Genomic DNA, 14,938 nt, shown 5'->3' with positions numbered 1-14,938 from the left:
CCGTGTCGTGGACATGATCGTGTTTTCCCCCGAGATGGTGAATGATCTTTACAGACTTCCGTCTACGTTCGGTGATCATTTCCACACCTAGAGTGATACCCCCGGGTGCTCTCGGAGGTCTCCTTCGTGTAGTGCTCCATCAGCTTTGTGATCACAGGAATCATGGTGGCCACTGGGCGTGCGCCAGCAAAGGGAATTTCGATGGCCCACTGGCCGAATGTCACGCACAGCAGTGCGCTGTAGTGGCGACAGCCAGCGGGCATGACGCCATCCGCAGGCGGGAGGGCGACAGGACGCGCGTAGGATTCGGAGCGTGTGGGTTCGGATACTGACCGTCGTCGCCGCGACTGTGTTGTTCGCCTCCGCCTGTGCCGGGACAAAGGCACCGGCGGACGGGCTGAGCTGGTCCAGCTGTGGCGACGGGTTCGACTGCGCGAAGCTGTCGGTGCCGCTCGACTACGGTCAGCCGAACGGCGAGCACATCAAGATCAGCGTGGTCCGGCTGCCGGCCACCGGCGACCGAATCGGGTCTCTCGTGGTCAACCCAGGCGGTCCAGGAAGTTCCGGGGTCACGTATGCGCGAGCCGCCCGATCGATCGTGAGCGAGGAAGTGCGCGAACGGTTCGATGTCGTAGGGTTCGATCCACGCGGTGTGGGTGAGTCGTCGCCCGTCGAGTGTCTGAGTGACTCGCGGCTCGACGCGTTCATCGCCCTGGACACCACCCCCGACACGCCGCAGGAGCGGGCCGCACTTGAGCAGGGCTCGCGCGAGTTCGCGAAGGGCTGCCAGGCCGGGTCAGGCCGTTTGCTGCCACATGTGGGCACCGTGGACGCCGCACGGGACATGGACGGGCTGCGCCAGGCACTTGGCGACCAGAAGCTGACCTATCTCGGCAAGTCCTACGGCACCTTCCTGGGCGCTGTTTATGCGGATATGTTCCCCAGCAGGGTCCGAGCCCTCGTACTCGACGGCGCTCTCGACCCGGCCATCTCCCGGTTGAAGCTCAACGCCGACCAGGCGATGGGCTTCGAACGCGCCCTCCGCGCCTACCTGGAGTCCTGCCTGGCCGAGGGCGACTGCCCGTTCCGCAGCCGTACCGTCGACGGCGCTCTGGCCGAGGTGACCGAGCTCCTGCACCGTACAGACGCCCGTCCGTTGCCGGCCGACGGGCGCCAAGCCGGCGAGTCGCTCGCCACGCTCGGCGCCCTGACGCCGCTCTACGACCGCGACTCCTGGCCTGAACTAACCGAAACGTTCCGCCAGGCCCTGAACGGCGACGGCAGACTGCTCCTCCGCAACGCCGACCAACTCATCGACAGACGCGCCAACGGCGCCTACTCCAACCAGACCGAGGCCAACATGGCCATCAACTGCGTAGACGGCGCCTTTCCCAAGGACGTCTCCGCGTACGCGGTCGCGGCGACGGAGGCGGAACGCCAGGCGCCCAGGTTCGGCTCCTACCTCATGTGGAGCTCGCTCCCCTGCGCCTTCTGGCCCGCCAAGCCGACACTCACAAACCGCCCACTCACCGCCAAAGGTGCCGCCCCGATCCTGGTCATCGGCACCGAACGCGACCCGGCCACACCGTACGCATGGGCGCAGGCCCTGGCGAGCGAACTGAACTCGGGCGTGTTCCTCGGCTATGACGGTGACGGTCACACGGCGTACTTCAACGGCTCGACATGTGTGGACGACGCGGTGGATCGCTACCTGCTGACGGGTACGCCACCAGAGGACGGAACAGTCTGTCCGGGCATCGGCTGATCGGGGGAGCAAGAACCCCCCGGGCTCCTGTAGACTCGTTCACGCTGTACGGCACGCCGCCTTAGCTCAGTCGGCCAGAGCACTTCACTCGTAATGAAGGGGTCTCGGGTTCGAATCCCGAAGGCGGCTCCCAGCTCAAGGGCCCTCTGCGATGATCGCGGAGGGCCCTTTGCTAACACTCTTGCTAACAGGGGCGTCGTGCCGGGCCCTTGTATGTCCTATGAGACCCTCTGCCATGCCCGTAACCAATGAATGGCTGGCTGGTCCATCACCAACCAAGCGCCTGGACAGAGAACTGCTGGAAGAGCGCATCCTGAACCTGCTCTCATCGCAGAACATGTGTGTCCTGGCGACATCGGGGCCGGACGGGCCGCTGGCGACCCCTGTGCGTTACTTCCACCTGGGCTTCGCGCTCATGTTCACGGCGGTGCCCACGTCTCCCAAGATGCGGAACGTAGCCGCAGACCCCAGGGTCTCGATCGGCATATTCGCCCCGCTGGTGGGACAGGCCAGCAGCCGAGGTGCCCAGGTCTTCGGACGAGCCCGCGTTCTCGGGATCGATGATCCGGAGTTCTCGCACTACTGGCCCGCGTTCAGGTGGCAGTCGGATCATGTGGAGCGTTCGCGCCCGCTCGATGAACCGCCGTCCGCCCCGCTGACCGTTGTCGAAGCTGATCGGATTGTCTATACAGAACACTGGCTTCGACGAAGCGGGTATGCACCGCGTCAGTTCTGGAAGCGGCAGGAGGACTGAGGCTGAAAGCGGGGAGGCCCCACGTGATCTAGGGGCCTCCTACGGCTGTCGTTACTGCTGATCAGCGGTTTCGAGGGACTTGGCGAAGATGTCGGCCGCAGCTGTTTCTGCGGAGCGGATCACGTGGGCGTAGACCCGGAGGGTGATCGCGGGGTCGGCATGGCCGAGGCGGGCCGCGACGACGTGTACGGGAACGCCGGCCAGGAGCAACACGGTTGCGTGGACGTGGCGTAGGTCGTGCAGACGGATCACCGGTAGTGGGTCGGAGGCGGTCTCGTTGTGGGCCTCGATGAGCGTGCGATCTGGCAAAGCCAACGCACCACCGACCGGTTCAAGGCCGGTGGCGGGTGAAGAGCCCGGTTCTGCGACCGACCCCCTCTTTGACCAATAGTACGGTTAGCGATATATATCGGATATGCCACTACGTGAACAGAGTTATCTCGTGCTGCTGGCCCTTTCCGAAGGCCCATTGCACGGTTACGGCGTGATCAAAGCCGTGCGCGAGCTGTCGGAGGACCGCATACGCCTCGGCGCGGGCACCCTCTATGGCGCACTTGACCGCCTGACCGAAGCGGGGTTCGCTCGTGTGGTCAGCGAAGAAGTCGTGGACGGCCGACACCGCCGCTACTACGAGCTGACCGGTCAGGGCGCCGAGCTCCTGACCGAGGAGACCGCCCGCCTGACCCGCCTCGCCGCCACCGCGCAGCGCCGCCTCGGCGCACGACTCCAGCCCGGCACGTGATCATGGATAGCTACGAACGCCACTGCCGGATCCTCGCGCGGGCCTACCCGCTCCGATATCGGCAGACGCGCGGCGAGGAGTTGATCGGCACGCTGCTGGACCTGGCCAAGCCGCAGCAGACCAGGCCGATCCTGCGTGACTCACTCGACGTCGTACGTGGCGGCAGCGCACTGCGCCTGCGCGAACGTCCGCCACTGTGGCACTGGGCGCTGTATCGCCTGTTCCACAAGCGCCTTCCCTACGCCTACCGCTGGTGGGCACGCGACGACTTGCTCGATTCGCGCTACCTGGCGCGGCAGTGCGCGACGTGGCTACTCGCGACATCACCCCTGTGGGCCTTCATCGGTCTCATGCCCATCGAATTGGTCCACACGGTGATCCTCTCAACACTCATCCGCATGCTCGGCTTCCTCCCGCAGCGATCCCTGCGCCTCTACCAGCTGAGGAGACACGAATTCAACCTGGACCTGCAGGGCAACTCGCCATAGGCGGCCAGCAAGTCGGCGGCGCCGACGTTGACGGCACGCGTCCATTTTGCTGAACAGGCTGGTCGACGACGGGGCCACCGCCGTTTTTGTATCCGTGCACGTGCGGACCTTACTGTTCGGCTGTTCCTCAGGCCCTGGTTCACCGACAACAAGATCTGAACAACTCCGCCCGAAACCGTCCGCATCAACATGACGGGCTGCAGGACAACCGGCGTCCCTTCTGGCATCTTCATCCGGAAGGGACACGAGTTCGTCGTCCTCACGCACCCTGGTTCATGGACGCGAGCCGGGGTTGAGGGCGTGCGCGTCGAAGGGCGTCAGGTCGGTGAAGCCTTCGTCCGTGACGTAGGTGACCGTGGTGACATAGACCTCCTGGCCAGCGAACATCTCGGTCAGGACGGTGTTGTAGCGGTGGAGTATCGTCCGGTACTCGGCCTCCGTCTCCGCGTAGCGCTTGGAGCCCGGCAAGCTATGGAAGCGCACCCAGCAGTCGGCGTCAGAACGCAACTCATGGCCGATGGGCGGGCAGTCCGGCCAACGGGACCGCCACAGGGCGGAAAGGTCAGGCAAGGCCGGATCTGGTAGCTCGTGCGCGGGCATCTCATGTCTTGAAGATCCGATCCATGGCCACTGCGCCCTCCTGGAGTACGGGGCGGATCTGCTTCCTGTAGACCAGTTCGGTCACGGCCGTGCTTGCTGCTATGGCCGACCAACTTGGAGATCTCATCCAGTTGAATGCCCTGATCTGAGAGCAGGGACACGAAGCCCCGGTGTGTTGCAGCAGGTTTTGGCCCTGGCGGGCCGCCCGGAAGGGGCAGCCCGTCAGGCGAGCGATCACGAGTCGGAACCGGATGTCGCGCGGGTGGGCGACCTACTTCCGCGACTCGGTCGTCCAGCACCGTGCCGCGGGGGGTTTCGGCCCTCGACACTACGGCCGCCGCGGGGCGAAGATCGGAAGAGTTCGGTTTGCCTTTCCCCGGGAGGAAGAAGTGAGCGAGTACCCCCAGGATCGCCTGTACGCCGGTGAGCTGCACATGTGGGGCAACGGGGAGTGGTTCAAGCGCAACAGGAAGCTGGACACGCCTGGCGACCGGGTGAGGGTGGGCTTCACCACTTTCTTCATAGGTCAGATCCCCGACGGAGAGCTGCAGGTGCAGTTGCCTGAGGTAGGTAGCTACGTCGAGCTGGGTGACTACTTCGGTCGGGTCAGCTGGAGTCAGGAGGGGAATGCTGATTCTGACGAGGAGTGGGAGGACGGGGATGCTGCTCCTGACGAGGACTGGAGCGATTTCTGCGCACCAGTCGAGGCGAAAGTCGTCGCCGTCAACACCGAGCTCGCCAACACTCCGGAGCTACTCATCAGGGACCCCTACGGCGAGGGCTGGCTGTTTGAGATGGAGATCCATGACCACAAGCCCAAGTCCGATTTCAATTGGGACGCGGACGGTTACGCCGAGTTCATCGCTCAGGATATCGACTAGACCGGCAACCCATCTACGTGAGCTTCTAGGGGGGCGCCTGTCCCGTCTCAAGCGGGTGCGACACACCGATTGAGATGGGACAGCTGCCGGGAGGAACTCCCCGACCGTCACCATGATCGCGTTCGCGGTGCCCTCGCTGAGATACTGCGCCTTCGCCCTCCGGCCTGCGAGACCGCGTCGGCATCGGCTCGTTCACCAGCCACCGCATCATCGCCATCGGCGTTCGAGAATTCGGGCTGGGTTCGCGGCGCCGACCATGGGGTTCGCATCGCCATCCTCGCCGGTGGAGGACGGTTTGACCGCGTGCATCGCGGAGGAGGCGTCGCGCGACACAGAGGGTTTGCTGCTCGTCGTGGCGCAGTAACGCATGGTGGTCTGAATGCGTGTCAAGACGGTGAGGATGTTGCCAAGTCGCCCTGTTATGGCGTCCTTGAGTGCCCTTGTCACGCTCCAATCCTGACGTTTGGATCTAGGGGTGTCTTCTGCGGGGCGCAGCAAGCGGCGCGTTTCGGATGCGTCACCGTGCCGCCGCCTGTCCTGCCTTGCGCGGTTCTCTCGTCGTGGGCAGGTCATCGGACTGCGCCGTCCTCCAAAAAAAGGAGTCGTGATCATGACCGCATTGACCTACACCGTCTTCACCGACCCGGCGTCCGTGGAGGCGTCAGCGGCCGGACGGAGGTCCAGGTCCACAGGGACGGTGTACCTGGTCGTCACCAACACCGCAAGGAGGACGGATTGGTCCAGGATCGAGGTGAGGGTGCCTGTCGGCGACGGCGTCGGCGACCTCACCCCGAACCTCCCGGAGATGAAGGGTGAGTACACCGACAACCGGTGGGGGACCCAGGCGAAAACCCAGGAGGTGAAGGTCGACGCGCAGCAGGGCACCAACGTCTTTGAAGTCACCCCCCAGAGCGGGGGCGTAGCCTCTTTCAAACCCGGGGACTACCTGGTGCTGACGATGGAGAACGTCACCATCGCCGCCACCGCCGGGCCGGCCGTGCTGACGGTGAGGGAGAAGACCGAAGACGATGACGGGGAGCACACCCGCTACACGTCGGTGGCGCTGGTCAAGACCGCTCCCAAGGAGATTCCGGCGCCGCGCGACTTCCACCCGGACAAGGGCATGGTGGACGCCGGCGAAAGCCTCACGCTGAGCTGGGAGGGGTCCCCCGAATTCGACTACAGGATCCTGTTCACCGGCGGGTCGGCGGACATCCCCTCGGGCGCGCGTACCTGGCCCCTGGCCGATGCGCCGAAGCGGGCCACCACCTACACCCTCGTCGCCACCGACCCCATCACCCAGCAGCAGCACTTCCTCACCACCACCGTCCAAGTGCGCTTCCCCGTCCTGGAAACACTCACCGCCACGACCGGGATTGACACGCCCTGGGTCCAGGGGGCGGTGGACGGAAAGAAGGGGCGCGTCACCTTCACCGGCACAGGGGTGGAGATCTCCGACAACTCCGGCGGGCAGGGGACCGTGACGGCCGACAGGGCTGACGTCAACGGTGTGAACACCGGGTGGGTGCAGGGGAGAGGCGCCGATGACGGCTGGATCAGCTTCCCCAAGGAAGGGCTGAACGTGCGCAAGGGGGCCGGGCAATCCTGGGGATCCGTGTTCGCCGACAGGGCAGACCTCAACGGTGTGAACACCGGGTGGGTGCAGGGGAGAAGCACCGACGACGGGAAGATCACCTTCCCCAAGGACGGACTCGACGTCCGCCAGGGAAGCGGAGCATGGGGGACCGTGCATGCCGACAAGGCCGACCTCAACGGCATCAACACCAAATGGGTACAGGGAAGAAGCACCGACGACGGATGGATCGGCTTCTCCAAGGAGGGGCTGAACGTGCACAAGGGAGCCGGACAGGACTGGGGAACGGTGTCCGCCGACCAGGCCGATGTGAACGGCGTGATCACCAAGCAGGTTCGCGGATCAGGCGAAGGCAAGGGGTATATCGAGTTCCTGGAACAAGACAAGGGCGTGCGGATATTCGGTGGTGTGTCCGCCGGCTGGATACGGGGACTCAATGATGGCGAGGCATGGATCCGCTTCAACGAAAACGGCATATGGGTGCTCAAGAACCAGAACGGCAAGCGTGAGAGCGCGAACGTGACTTGCGCAACGGTCAACGACCGGCCCGTATGACCAAGGTGTAGGCCCGCCGCTCGGGTCGGCGCGACGGGACGCCCCGATTGGGTGACGAAGTGGGTGACAACGAAGACGTTCGATCATGGACGTCCACGGACTCTGACGGACGGCAAAAGGCAGGTCGCCTCCTCGGTGGGGGAGGATGAGCAAGTCCTTGGTTTTGCTCGTAATGAAGGGGTCTCGGGTTCGAATCCCGAAGGCGGCTCCCAGTTAGAAGGCCCCTCGCGGTGATCGCGAGGGGCCTTTTACCTGGGCGTACAGCAGCGACATACAGCTACCGGGCCCGACGATCTAGGTTGTCGTTGAGCTGCTCTCTCTGCCTTCCGTGAGTGGACCTCCTGAAACGCGAAGAGCATTCGTGTTGGGCTGCCATCCGCCGCACTTACGCGGGCACGATGTCGCCAGTCGAGGCTGTGACGATTCTCAATGGAGTCGTCAAGATGTCGGCGAACTCCTTGGGGAACGGGCCGAATGACCGATTCGTCGTCAGGTCCTGACATGCAAGGATGTCTTATGAGCAAGCTGACCGGACAGCAGATCGCAGACGAAGGGCTGGACGGGTGGGCATACCTGCTCGGCGGCCTGCAGACCCGCATCCTCACCACGAACTTCGCGGCCGGGCTCTCAGTCGTCAACGCCATCGGCGCGGCAGCCGAGCAGATGAGCCATCATCCCGACCTCGACCTGCGCTACACCCACGTAGACGTCCGATTGACCAGCCACGACGAGCGCGCGGTCACAAACCGCGATATCCGGCTGGCTCGCGTCATCTCCTCCATCGCCGCCGACGCCGGGGCACAGTTGGAGTCCTCGACCGTCTCCCGGCTCGAACTCGCCCTCGACACCCCGGCCGGAGAGTCGATTCCGCCGTTCTGGGCCGCGGTGCTGGCGATGGAGCATGTGTCTGGCCCCGACATCGGCGACGAACTCCGCGACCCAGCCGACGTTCTGCCTGCCGTGTGGTTCCAGACGTCCGGCAGCGAGGAACCCCGCCAGCGCTGGCACCTCGACATATGGGTGGATCCTGCGCAGGTTCAGTCACGCATAGACGCGGCGCTCGCCGCCGGCGGCACGCTGGTCAGCGACGCGGAGGCGCCGAGCTTCTGGGTGCTCGCCGATGCGGAAGGCAACCGGGCCTGCCTGTGTACCTGGCAGTCCCGTGGCTGATAGATGTTTGCGGCCTCGCAGCAGAACAAGGGCGTCATCTGGTCGGTCGTATCCGGCTCGGCACTGAAGCTCTCCGCCGGTCGCGGCTCGTCACGCTCGCGTCCTGCGGCAACAGATGCGCAACGCTCATAAGGAGCTGAATGTACGGCTTGCGCGGATTCCAGATACTCATCCGGACCACGTACTGCCATCATTTTCGGGCGCACCAATCCAGGATTACCTGCGAATAATGCAAGAGCGGGCCCGTTTCGAAGTCGGCGCCCAGCGGAGGGCGACTGTCCAGATGCGTACACCACTGCACCGAATGGCCGTGAGAACAAGTCTTACACGTTGTTGAAAGGCCGTGTTAGCATTCGCCCTCGTGAGACGACTATGGAGCATCGTCGCCACACTCAGCACAGCATTGAGTTCAGTCGCCTGCAGCGCCGGCACCGACCGGCCTGCTCCATCGGTCAAGCCTTCTTCGTGCCCCTCTGGCAGCGTGTGCTACGCGGCTGTCGGCACAGATCCAGCCATCGTTGTCTACCAGGGAGAGTTCTACTCCACGCTGATGCCGTTGACGGCACGCCTGGAGTCGGTGGAAGGCGATTCGTGCCTGGTCGTCAAGAGATATGGCAACACGGAGAACCTGTTCTCGACGTTCGTTCCCATCTGGCCCGAGGGTACGAGACCTGTCCGAGCGTCAGACGGCCGACGCGGCATCGATGTTCCCAAAGTGGGACTGATCTTTGAAGGCGCTCTGTTCGAGACGGTCGGTTCGGAAATGCCCTCGATACGTGGGGCACCTAAGCCTCGGACGTGCGCTGTTCATGATGGGTTCTTCGTGGTCGAGCCTTGGGGTATGAAACGCCTGCAGAGCTGACGCGGAATACATGGCTACCGTCGGCGACGACATGGCAAAGGCGAGTGCTGTCCAGGTCTATGGCGTGCAGAGGCACGGCCGTCGGCGCTACGAGGGGCACCGATGGCAGAGTGAAGGAGCTCGAACCCGCGCGGAAAGACAGCCCCGAACGATTGGTGAGCGCCGATGACTGCGAACGCCACTGAACCGCGGGGACACCGGGTGCGGTGGCGCAGCCCGGGGAGCGCGTCAATCGAAGAGGTCCCGACCATCGTGGCCCGAGGGGCCCATGGTGAGCGGACCCCTTCAGAATGCGGTGTCGAAGGCTGAGGTCAGGGCTTGGCGCATGAGGCTGGGGAGGTCCTGCCGGCCGTCTCCTTCCGCCCAGCGGATGAGCGCGACATGGATGACCGCCAAACATGCGGCAGTCGTACTGCGGATACGGAATTCCAGGTCAGGGTCGGTGATGCCGGCGCAGAGCGCGTTGACGACGGCGATCTCGGTGGCGTACTGGCTGTCCAGATGACGGGCCTGCAGGGCGGGTGTGGAGATCATCAGGTTGAGGCGGGCGAGCAGGAGGTCCCGGTCGGAGTTGACGGCCATGGCGGCGGTCTGCACCAGGGCCCGGCCGATCCGCTGACGTAGTGGCTCCTCCTGTTCCTGTGCCGTCAGTGCGGCCGCGGTCTCGCGGTCGAACTCGTCGTAGAGCACCAGGTCTTCTTTGGTGGCGAAGTGCCGGTAGAGGGTCATCGCGGATACCCCGGCCGCCTGCGCTACGTCGTTGATCGTGGTCGCGTCATAGCCCCGTGCCATGAACAGGCGTACTGCGTGCGCCTGGAGCGTGCGCCGGGTCTCTGCCCGGCGCCGCTCACGCAGGCTTGCCGTCTCTCCTGTCACCTGGTAGAACCTACCATGCTGATAGTTACTAACAAGTTTGCGGGGTACGCAATGGGACAGCTGGCAGAGAAGACGGCACTGGTGACCGGGGCCTCACGCGGGATCGGGCGGGCGGTCGCCGAGCGTCTCGCCGCCGACGGGGCCCTCGTCGCCGTTCACTACGGAAAGGACGCGGCAGCGGCGCAGGAAACAGTCGAGCGGATCGAACGGGCCGGCGGGCGTGCGTTCCCGATCGGCGCGGACCTGGAGGACGCGGGGGCCGTCGACGCGTTGTTCACCGAACTGGCGGCCGGTCTGGCCGGACGGCGCCTGGACATCCTGGTCAACAACGCCGCGGCCGCCCCGGCCGGTCCGATCGAGACCGACACGGCCGAGCAGTTCGACCGGCTCTTCGCGGTGAACGTCAAGGCGCCGTACTTCATCATCCAGCGCGCGCTCCCGCTGCTGGCCGATGGCGGGCGCATCATCAGCGTCTCCTCGGCCGTCACCCGGATCGCCAATCCCGCGCAGACCTCCTTCGCCATGACCAAGGGCGCGATAGAGACCATGAGCCGCACCCTCGCCCTGGCGCTGGGCGAGCGCGGCATCACCGTGAACGTCGTCGCGCCGGGTGCGACCATGACCGAGGCGAACACGTCGCTGTTCCCCCCTGAGGCGGCGGCGTTCCTCGCGGGGCAGGCTGCGCTGGGGCGGGTCGGCCGGGCCGAGGACGTGGCCGACGTGGTGGCCCTCATCGCCTCCGACGATGCCCGCTGGGTGACCGGGCAGGTGCTGGACGCCAGCGGTGGGCTCCACCTCGGGGCTCGGGTGGCGCTCGCCACCTCAGCTGTACGGGACAAGGCGTTGTCGTAGGGCGGCGCCGCCACTGCCCTATCCCGCCGACCCCCAACGAACGGAAACCCTCCGTGGCGAAGCTGAACCAGATCCTCGCCGTAGAGAAGGGCGTGAAGGCCAGTACGCAGCGCGCGGTGTCCGACGCCTATCACGCCATTCAGAAGGCGCCGCTCCTGTCGGGCCTGTCTCGTACCTATCAGCCGATCGACGACGAGGGCGAGCAGTTGCCGCCCGAGTCGACGCGCGTCCAGGTGAAGACCGAGGCGATCATCGCCGACGTCGCGAAGGCGCTGACGCGGCTGTTCGACGTGACCGCGACCAAGGACTGGGCGAACGCCACCGCCAAGGCGGACGTCGTGGTCGACGGCGAGACTCTCATTTCCGGCGCTCCAGCGAATCGGCGAAGATGGCGTCGAGCACGCGGGCCTCGTGAGCAGCGGCGTCAACCAGACATCCCACCGGGGATGATGACGGCGTGCCGGTTCGATTCCCCCTCGGTCATGCCTGGAACATACCTACGAGCCTGCAGCGGACTTCTGGGCTGGTTTGCAGCGCACCGCCGCGGTGTCCCCGCGCAGAGTGCACCACCTGGCCGCGTACGGGAGGAGCAGCGTGTCTCCGGCCTTGACCGGGACCGGCGGGGCATGTTCGCTCGCGAGGATCCCGGCGCCATCGGTGACCGCGACGATCGAGTACGCCGGCTCCAGCACGCTGACGGGATCGGGGCGCAGCCTCTCGGCGGCGAAGAACTCGTCGGCGAACTCGGCGAAGAGGCGGCGGACCCCGGGCCTGGCGTCACTCGCCGATCGGCGGGCGCGGCGTAGCTCGTTCAGCCGGTCCGCGCCCCAGCCGCTCCTGTCGACGCAGCCGAGCGCCTGGTCGTAGCCGAGCCCCAGGTGCCCGACGGCGGGGCCGTCGACGGCGAAGCCCTCCCATTCGAGCAGCACGGAGAAGTCGGTCGGCTCCTGCACCTCCACCATGAGGATCCCGGCCCCGATGGCGTGCGGCAGACCCGCGGGGCACACGATGGCGTCGCCGGGCCGCACCGGCACGCGGTTCGTGGCGTCGAGCATCTGATCGATTCGCTGGTCCGCGACCCAGCGGGCCAGTTCGTCCGGCTCGACGTCCCTGGCGAAGCCGAGATGCACCGCCGCCTCCGGCTCGGCCGAGACGATCACCCATGCCTCGGTCTTTCCGTACGGCGAGGCCAGGTGGTCGGCGGCGAATCGCCGATCGGGGTGCACGTGCAGTGGTAGCCGTTCTCCCGCGTCCAGCAGTTTCACCAGGATCGCGGGGTCGGCGCCGTGTTCCGCGACGTGTTGTTCGCCCAGCCACCACACGGGATCGTCGGCGATCGCCTCGGCGAGTGACCGGCCGTCGGGCAGCGTGGTCAGTCCCGCGGGCGCCGCCCCGTGCCGGCTGGTGGTCGAGGCGACCCAATCCTCCGGGTAGTAGGGATCATCGGCGGACGGAATCCCGCGGAACCGGCCGATGCGCCCGGCACCCCGGTAGAACGAGCGCGGGGTGTTCGCGGGCAGGAGGAAGCTGGGCATGCATGTGCTCCGAGGTCAGGCGTTCCATGATCGATACCATTCGCTGGGTAGTTCCTTGACCACTACGTCGAGTGGCCGGGCCGGTGTGAAGGGGCGCCCATACCGCCGCGTCACCTCGTTGAGCTCCTCGAGTCGCGCCCTGGCCGCCGAGGTGGCTTCCTCGCGGGCGGCGGGGTCGTGGGTGGACACGGCGTCGCGCCAGATCGACCGGCCGGCGAGGTAGCCGGCGGCGCCGGCCTGGCAGGCGATCTCGACCTGCGTCTTGAAGTCGGCATATTCCACGCCGGCGGACAGGATGACCCACGGTACGCTCACCATGGAGTCCAACTCCGCGCAGGCGGCGGCCGCCTGCCTGCGTCCTTCTCCCGTGTCGACGTAGCCGGGGAACTCCACCTTGAGCATGTCGACGCCGAGCTTGTTGGCGGTCGCGGCGGAGGCGATGATGCCGCGCACCCGGGCGGCCTTCCACTCGGCGGTGGTCGGGTCCTCGCCCGGCAGCGGGTACCAGATCGGCTCGACCACCAGGGGCAGGCTGAGCTCGGCGCATTCGGCGACGAGGCCGGCCACGAGCTGCCGCTGCTGCTCGGCGACGACTCGACCGCCGTCGGGGCGGTAGAACCACAGCAACTTGCACATGTCGGCGCCGGCCATCTTGATCTGGGTGGCGCTCCAGTTCGCGCGCAGCCGGGTACGGCGCGGTCCGTCCGCGTGCCGGTAGTCCTCGTCCTCGATGCTCGACATCAGCCCGACGGTGCCGGGCACCGCGCCGGAGGCCACGAGGTGGCCGAGGGCGTACAACGGGTCGAGCAGCACGGCCGAGATCGACGGGGCCACGGCGCGGACCACCGCGTCCTTCGCGGCGACGACGTCGGCGAAGGTGACGCTCGCCTGATCGGGCGCGAGCAGTTCGGCGAAGTCGGACAGGTGGTCGAGAGCGCAGATGAGGAAGTAGCCATCGGCGCTGGTGACGCGCTGCAGGCCACGGATCTTGCCAGGATCGATGATCGAGTTCACTGGGTGTCTCCAGGTACTACTTGAACGTAGGGCTCAAGCGGTGGCCTGCTCCGGCTCGCCCGCTCATCGTGCGGGCAGTCGGAGAGCAGCACGCCGGTGACGAACGTGTCGTCGAGCCCGATCGTGGTGGGCCCGGATGGGCCAGGTACGGCGTCGGCCCGCCTGACGGGGAACCACAGCAGACCGGCAGCGGCGCCGTGGCCGCTGCGCCGCCAAGTCGCAGTGCGGCGCGCCGCCCGAAGGGCCGAGGCCTGCTGGCTGTCATCGCTTCTCCTAAGATGCAGGAGTCTGAACACAGTGGTCCGGGGGATGACAAGGTTGCGGGTTCCTGCCGTATTCGCTAGGCAGGCTTGCCTACATCTGCCACAGTATGCTTGTTATTGCGAATGGGTCAATGGTTGGGTTGCAAGAAATTGCAGGAACCTGAAGCTAGCCGCAACTAGCCGCATCGCAGGAGCGAATCATGCAGGACACGGCACTGCCCGCGAAGCGTCGCGCCGAACTCGTGAGGCACGTCCGCGAACGCGGTCACGCCACCGTCGCCGAACTGGCAGAACGTTTCGCCGTGTCGATGGACACCGTCCGTCGTGACCTCGACCACCTCGCGGAGCGGCAGCTGATCGCCCGGACCCACGGTGGCGCGATGCGCACGGACGAACTGGCCACGGCCGACATCCCCTTTGACAGCCGCGCGGCCGTGCACCACCAGGCCAAGCGGGCCATCGGCATCGCCGCGGCACAGCTCATCTCCAACGGCGAGACCTTGATCGTCAACGGCGGCACGACCACGCTCGCGGTGGTCCGGGCGCTCGCCGGCAAGCGTGACCTCACGGTGGTGACGAACAATCTGCGCCTGCCCCCCGAGATCCCGCAGGACGCCGTGCGCGACCTCTATGTCATCGGCGGCAGCTGCCGTATCTCGTCGAATGTCACCATTGGGCCGGTGACCTTCGCCGACACCCAGGGCATCAGCGCCGACACCGCGGTGATCGGCGTCGGCGGCATCTCGGCCAGTGGTGGACTGTCCACCAGCAACCTGCAAGAGGCCCAGATGATGCGCCAGATGATCGACGCGGGCACGCGGGTGGTCGTCGTGGCCGACGCGTCGAAGTTCGGCAGGAGCGCTTTCGTGCACATCTGCGGCCTTGACCGAGTATCGGTCCTGGTCACCGACGCGCCGCCGCCCGATGACCTCGCCGTGGCATTGAAGGACGCCGAGGTGGAGCTGGTCACCGTGGGATGAGGCCCCG

16 protein-coding genes and 1 tRNA gene are annotated in these 14,938 nt (G+C 66.1%); 10 read left to right on the top strand and 7 right to left on the bottom strand.

What is annotated here, in order from left to right; translation table 11 throughout:
• The first annotated feature begins 313 nt into the window (after positions 1-313).
• The 3 genes from AB0L53_RS28370 (at position 314) to AB0L53_RS28360 (ending at position 2,519) form a co-directional block, all read left to right on the top strand.
• Positions 314-1,765, top strand: coding sequence for an alpha/beta hydrolase (locus AB0L53_RS28370; protein WP_363999825.1), 1,452 nt, complete (start codon positions 314-316; stop codon positions 1,763-1,765).
• A 55-nt stretch (positions 1,766-1,820) separates the two neighbouring features.
• Positions 1,821-1,894: transfer RNA gene (locus AB0L53_RS28365), tRNA-Thr, on the top strand.
• A 106-nt stretch (positions 1,895-2,000) separates the two neighbouring features.
• Positions 2,001-2,519: a pyridoxamine 5'-phosphate oxidase family protein gene (locus AB0L53_RS28360; protein WP_363999822.1), complete on the top strand. Its 519-nt coding sequence runs from the start codon at positions 2,001-2,003 to the stop codon at positions 2,517-2,519.
• A 51-nt stretch (positions 2,520-2,570) separates the two neighbouring features.
• On the opposite strand, the gene AB0L53_RS28355 is transcribed toward AB0L53_RS28360, so the two are convergent.
• Complete coding sequence (locus tag AB0L53_RS28355) at positions 2,571-2,828, bottom strand: tyrosine-type recombinase/integrase (RefSeq protein WP_363999819.1); 258 nt, start codon at positions 2,826-2,828, stop codon at positions 2,571-2,573.
• A 106-nt stretch (positions 2,829-2,934) separates the two neighbouring features.
• Here AB0L53_RS28355 and AB0L53_RS28350 point away from each other — a divergent pair, with 106 nt between their 5' ends.
• Positions 2,935-3,261 carry a helix-turn-helix transcriptional regulator gene (locus tag AB0L53_RS28350; protein WP_363999816.1) on the top strand — a complete coding sequence of 109 codons (327 nt, stop codon included), beginning with the start codon at positions 2,935-2,937 and terminating at the stop codon, positions 3,259-3,261.
• A 2-nt stretch (positions 3,262-3,263) separates the two neighbouring features.
• A complete protein-coding gene (locus AB0L53_RS28345) occupies positions 3,264-3,749 on the top strand; it encodes a hypothetical protein (RefSeq protein ID WP_363999813.1) in 486 nt (161 codons plus the stop codon).
• A 273-nt stretch (positions 3,750-4,022) separates the two neighbouring features.
• Here the strand turns inward: AB0L53_RS28345 and AB0L53_RS28340 are convergent, their stop codons facing one another.
• The gene (locus tag AB0L53_RS28340) at positions 4,023-4,319 is read right to left on the bottom strand and encodes a hypothetical protein (protein WP_363999811.1); all 297 of its coding nucleotides are present in this window, start codon (positions 4,317-4,319) and stop codon (positions 4,023-4,025) included.
• Between the two features lie 419 nt (positions 4,320-4,738).
• Here AB0L53_RS28340 and AB0L53_RS28335 point away from each other — a divergent pair, with 419 nt between their 5' ends.
• Positions 4,739-5,230, top strand: coding sequence for a hypothetical protein (locus tag AB0L53_RS28335; RefSeq protein ID WP_363999808.1), 492 nt, complete (start codon positions 4,739-4,741; stop codon positions 5,228-5,230).
• Between the two features lie 207 nt (positions 5,231-5,437).
• Here the strand turns inward: AB0L53_RS28335 and AB0L53_RS28330 are convergent, their stop codons facing one another.
• Positions 5,438-5,677: a hypothetical protein gene (locus AB0L53_RS28330; protein WP_363999805.1), complete on the bottom strand. Its 240-nt coding sequence runs from the start codon at positions 5,675-5,677 to the stop codon at positions 5,438-5,440.
• Positions 5,678-6,089: 412 nt separating this feature from the next.
• Here AB0L53_RS28330 and AB0L53_RS28325 point away from each other — a divergent pair, with 412 nt between their 5' ends.
• Together AB0L53_RS28325 and AB0L53_RS28320 are read left to right on the top strand one after the other, a co-directional pair.
• Positions 6,090-7,379: a hypothetical protein gene (locus AB0L53_RS28325; protein WP_363999802.1), complete on the top strand. Its 1,290-nt coding sequence runs from the start codon at positions 6,090-6,092 to the stop codon at positions 7,377-7,379.
• Between the two features lie 516 nt (positions 7,380-7,895).
• Positions 7,896-8,549, top strand: coding sequence for a 4a-hydroxytetrahydrobiopterin dehydratase (locus AB0L53_RS28320; protein WP_363999799.1), 654 nt, complete (start codon positions 7,896-7,898; stop codon positions 8,547-8,549).
• Between the two features lie 1,147 nt (positions 8,550-9,696).
• Here AB0L53_RS28320 and AB0L53_RS28315 read toward each other — a convergent pair.
• Positions 9,697-10,287, bottom strand: a complete 591-nt coding sequence (locus AB0L53_RS28315) for a TetR family transcriptional regulator (RefSeq protein ID WP_363999796.1) — start codon at positions 10,285-10,287, stop codon at positions 9,697-9,699.
• Positions 10,288-10,338: 51 nt separating this feature from the next.
• Here AB0L53_RS28315 and AB0L53_RS28310 point away from each other — a divergent pair, with 51 nt between their 5' ends.
• On the top strand, positions 10,339-11,139 hold the full coding sequence (locus AB0L53_RS28310) for an SDR family oxidoreductase (RefSeq protein WP_363999793.1): 801 nt from the start codon (positions 10,339-10,341) through the stop codon (positions 11,137-11,139).
• Between the two features lie 178 nt (positions 11,140-11,317).
• Here the strand turns inward: AB0L53_RS28310 and AB0L53_RS28305 are convergent, their stop codons facing one another.
• The 3 genes from AB0L53_RS28305 to AB0L53_RS28295 all read right to left on the bottom strand — a co-directional run bounded on the left by AB0L53_RS28305 (position 11,318) and on the right by AB0L53_RS28295 (position 13,688).
• Positions 11,318-11,500: a hypothetical protein gene (locus tag AB0L53_RS28305; RefSeq protein ID WP_363999790.1), complete on the bottom strand. Its 183-nt coding sequence runs from the start codon at positions 11,498-11,500 to the stop codon at positions 11,318-11,320.
• Between the two features lie 136 nt (positions 11,501-11,636).
• Positions 11,637-12,674 (bottom strand): class I mannose-6-phosphate isomerase, encoded by a 1,038-nt coding sequence (locus AB0L53_RS28300; protein ID WP_363999787.1) that lies wholly within the window; start codon positions 12,672-12,674, stop codon positions 11,637-11,639.
• Between the two features lie 15 nt (positions 12,675-12,689).
• Positions 12,690-13,688, bottom strand: a complete 999-nt coding sequence (locus tag AB0L53_RS28295; RefSeq protein ID WP_363999784.1) for a tagatose 1,6-diphosphate aldolase — start codon at positions 13,686-13,688, stop codon at positions 12,690-12,692.
• Positions 13,689-14,151: 463 nt separating this feature from the next.
• On the opposite strand from AB0L53_RS28295, the gene AB0L53_RS28290 reads away from it, so the two are divergent.
• A complete protein-coding gene (locus tag AB0L53_RS28290; protein ID WP_363999781.1) occupies positions 14,152-14,931 on the top strand; it encodes a DeoR/GlpR family DNA-binding transcription regulator in 780 nt (259 codons plus the stop codon).
• Positions 14,932-14,938 lie beyond the last annotated feature (7 nt).

Origin of the sequence: Nonomuraea sp. NPDC052129, from assembly GCF_040680095.1 — a bacterium.
Lineage (GTDB): Bacteria > Actinomycetota > Actinomycetes > Streptosporangiales > Streptosporangiaceae > Nonomuraea.
This window is presented reverse-complemented; position numbering and strand designations above follow the sequence as displayed.